Source organism: Gordonia gummivorans, from assembly GCF_022513585.1.
In the GTDB taxonomy this organism is placed as follows: Bacteria; Actinomycetota; Actinomycetes; order Mycobacteriales; family Mycobacteriaceae; genus Gordonia.
Genome location: NZ_JAKWBF010000061.1, coordinates 1 through 3,669, shown reverse-complemented (window position 1 = coordinate 3,669; position 3,669 = coordinate 1). Strand labels below are relative to the sequence as shown.

Here is a 3,669-nt window from a genome sequence, read left to right as displayed (position 1 = left end):
TGCTGGGACAACGCCGGTGCCGAGTCGCTGTGGTCGACGGTCAAGCACGAGTACTACAAGCGGCACGCGTTCACTAACTACTCGAATCTTACTGCAGGACTTGACAATTACGTCCGCTTCTACAATCCTGACAGGAGGCACAGTTCGCTGGGGATGATCTCGCCCATCGACTTCGAGATCAAGTCACTGACCAGTCAGCAAACAAGCTAACCGTGTCCACTTTTTCGGGGGAACCTCAGGCGTCCAGTTCGTCGATGATGTCCTCGGGTATCCCGCCTCGTTCATGACCCAGGACCATGACGGTCCGTCGCCGCGCGGGCGTCGATCCGCCAAACGGGGTGCACCTTCGGCAAGTTCGACGCCGAGAAGCTGCGATCCGGCGTCGCGCTCGCGCGAGGGCGTATCAGCATTTTGAAAGCAATGACCGGAGCATCGGATGATGCACACAGTCCGTGTACGGCGAAACCGACCACGTCGGCGTTGTGCAGCAGTGAGAGCATCGACGGCGACCAACTCCGGCGAGCCCCCGCGTCCGTGTCGCTTAAAAGTTGGTCGCGCTCTGCTCGTACGTGAACTGGCACCGGGTCGTTTACCCACGGAAGAGTGAGGACACAGTCCTCTACCACTCAGCGAAGGTGTGGCAGATTGCAGTTGCAACCTCGGAACACCGGTAGGCGACGCCAGAACACCCGGCTACGAAAAGACACCTTGGTGCTCGTCTGCGTTCCATTCCATGGAGAATACTTCGAGTGGCGGGTGGGTGTCGCACTGCTTCAACCCAGATGAGTTGCACAAGACGCACTCAAGCCCGGTTTGTGAACGAGACCTGATCGAGTGCAATGCTGGATTTCTCGCTGAGGGGTGTCAGTACGCATGATGGCTTGCCCGACATCGCTAGGCCACAGAGGATCGTCGGGTCGCTTGGCCCCTGGCTCGTGATGGCCGATCGTTGCCTCTTGCAGCCATCTGTGGCGTCGATGCTTGCCCCTCCGGCTGTAGCGAGCAGCGAAACCTCATACCGGGTGTAGACCGGCGAAGAGTAGACTAGCGTTCGTGTTGACGCGGCTTGAAGTTGACGGGTTCAAGAACTTATTCGAGGTCAAGATCGATTTTGGCCCATACACCTGCATCGCCGGGCCGAATGCAGTAGGCAAGTCAAACCTGTTCGACGTGATCGAGTTCCTGTCGCTAATCGCCGATTATCCGTTCATGGAAGCCGCACAGCAGATTCGGTCGGCCGGCGATCGTGTCGGGGACCCGCGCACACTGTTCTTTGTCGACGGCAGCAAGAGTCCACCGCCAATGACGCTCGCAGCCGAGATGTTGGTCCCTAAGCGAATCCACGACGACTTCGGCGAAGAGGCAGAGGCGACGAGCACCTTTCTACGCTATGAAGTGACGCTGGAGTACGTAGCACCCAGCACCAGCGGGCCTTTACCGATCGGGGGCATTCGGCTGCTCCGTGAAGACCTCACCTACATAAAGCAGTCACTGGCATACCAACGACTTCGTTGGCCGATGCGAGCCAACAAGTTTCGCCAAGCGGTCGTTCGCAACGAGCGCAAGGGCAAGGGCTTCATTTCCACGGGTGAAGATGGCACCTTCCATGTGCATCAAGACGGCGGCAGCCGCGGTCAGCCGAGACGGTCAGCCGCCGCCCCGCGAACAGTCCTGTCAACAATCAATACAACCAGCGATCCCACAGCGCTCGCTGCACGTCGTGAGATGCAGCAGTGGCGCAAGCTCTCGCTTGAGCCTTCTGCAATGCGAGCCCCCGACAGCCTCACGGGTCCCTCCGTCATTGGCTCCGACGGCTCTCACCTCGCCGCTGCCCTGTTTCGAATGGCACGGCAGGGCGAAGACGACAATATTTACGCGGCGGTTGCATCGACCGCGTCCGCTTTGGTCGATGTCCGAGAGATCAATGTCGACTTTGACGCCACGCGCGATCTGCTGACCCTCGAAGCCCGCGTCGGGGACGCACCGTTGCTGCCTGCACGAGCACTGTCTGAGGGCACGTTGCGGTTCATCGCTCTATCGGTCATCGAGGCTGACGAGTCATTTGGCGGTCTCATATGCATGGAGGAGCCTGAGAACGGCATCCATCCTGCGAAGATTGAAGCAATGGTAACGCTTGTACGAGAGCTGGCAGTCGACCCGAATGAGTCGCCAGGATCGGACAACCCGCTTCGACAAGTCATCACCAACACACACTCACCCCGATTTGTGACATATCAGCAACCGGGGGACATCCTGCTAGCTAGCCCGCGGACCGTAAACACCGGCAGCAGCAACGGAACTGTGGAGACGGTCGCATTTGTGCCACTCTGGGACACGTGGCGCTCGACTGCCGCCGAGTTTGCGGTGTCCAAGGGATTCATCGGCGAGTACCTGAGCGAGCCAGATGATGCACCCCTGCAACTCGACTATCCCGGTCGAGAGATCGAGGGGATCGCCTGAATGGGCGGGATCCAATTCGTCCTTGTCCGAGAAGGAAGTTCCGACGACGGACTGGTCCCCTTAATTAGGACACTCATTGTGCGCGCAGGCGCAGATAGCGCTATCGGCGCAGCACGCAACTACAAGGGCACCATGAAAGAAAGACTTGAGCGCGTTCTCGCCGAAGAGGTCAAACCCGAACTGATCGTCGTTCACCGAGATTCAGACTCAAAATCGGCTAATGCCCGATACGACGAAATAAACAGTGCCGCCTCCGAACTCGGTTGCGGTGACGAGGTCGTCGCGGTCGTTCCCATCCAAGAGACAGAAGCGTGGCTCCTCACAGATGATTCAGCGATCCGGTCTGTTGTCGGACGACCGAAAGGTCGGGCGGCACTCAACCTTCCAGCTTTGAAACACATCGAGTCGACCGCCAATCCGAAAGAGCTTTTGCAGGAGGCATTTCTGATCGCCAGCGAAGCGACTGGCGCGCGCCGAAAGAAGATGGCCAAGCAGTTTCAGAAACACCGCGCAACGCTGCTCGAACGTTTGGACCCTGATGGTCCGGTAGTGGAGCTCAGCTCTTGGCAGCGCTTCGTCACCGACCTGAGTGACTCAACCGTAGCGGCGCTCGAGAAGAACAGCTGACCGATTTCGACTAGGGCGTGTCTCCCATATGTGGGGCTGTGCGGCGGGGATGCTGTTTCGGTGGCGATGACGACTTCGAGGTACCAGGTGTTCACCGATGAGCAGTGGGCGCGGATCGAGCCGCTGCTGCCGTCGAATACCGGTAAGCGTGCGCACCCGTTTGGTGAACATCGGCGAGTCGTCGAGGGTATGGCCTATCGGTATCGGACCGGAATCCCTTGGCGGGACTTGCCTCGCGAGCAGTTCGGGCCGTGGCAGACGGTGTGGAAGCGGCATCGACGCTACGCTGAGGACGGCACGTGGGACCGCGTGTTGGCACACGTGCTCGCCGAGGCTGACGCGGCGGGCAGGATCGACTGGAACATCTCGGTCGATGCGACGATCGCTCGTGCGCATCAGCACGCAACAAACACCACGCGCCCTGATCAGGACACAGGGGGCATCGTCGAATCACAAGAATCTCGCCCTCGACGGCGGTGAACCCGCAGGTCACGGGATCGGGCGCTCGCGTGGCGGGTTGACCACGAAAATTCATCGGGCCGTCGACGGTAACGGCAGACCGTTGGTCAACATCGTCACCGG

The 3,669-nt window shown here is 59.6% G+C and carries 4 protein-coding genes; all 4 read left to right on the top strand.

Going from position 1 to position 3,669, the window contains the following annotated elements; translation table 11 throughout:
* On the top strand, positions 1-210 hold a 210-nt coding region (locus MKW15_RS23995; RefSeq protein ID WP_240862863.1), incomplete at its 5' end, for an integrase core domain-containing protein.
* 843 nt (positions 211-1,053) lie between these two features.
* Positions 1,054-2,460, top strand: a complete 1,407-nt coding sequence (locus MKW15_RS23990) for an AAA family ATPase (protein ID WP_240862861.1) — start codon at positions 1,054-1,056, stop codon at positions 2,458-2,460.
* A 78-nt stretch (positions 2,461-2,538) separates the two neighbouring features.
* Complete coding sequence (locus MKW15_RS23985) at positions 2,539-3,087, top strand: DUF4276 family protein (RefSeq protein ID WP_240862859.1); 549 nt, start codon at positions 2,539-2,541, stop codon at positions 3,085-3,087.
* A gap of 66 nt (positions 3,088-3,153) precedes the next feature.
* Complete coding sequence (locus MKW15_RS23980) at positions 3,154-3,567, top strand: IS5 family transposase (protein WP_240862857.1); 414 nt, start codon at positions 3,154-3,156, stop codon at positions 3,565-3,567.
* Positions 3,568-3,669: the final 102 nt, after the last annotated feature.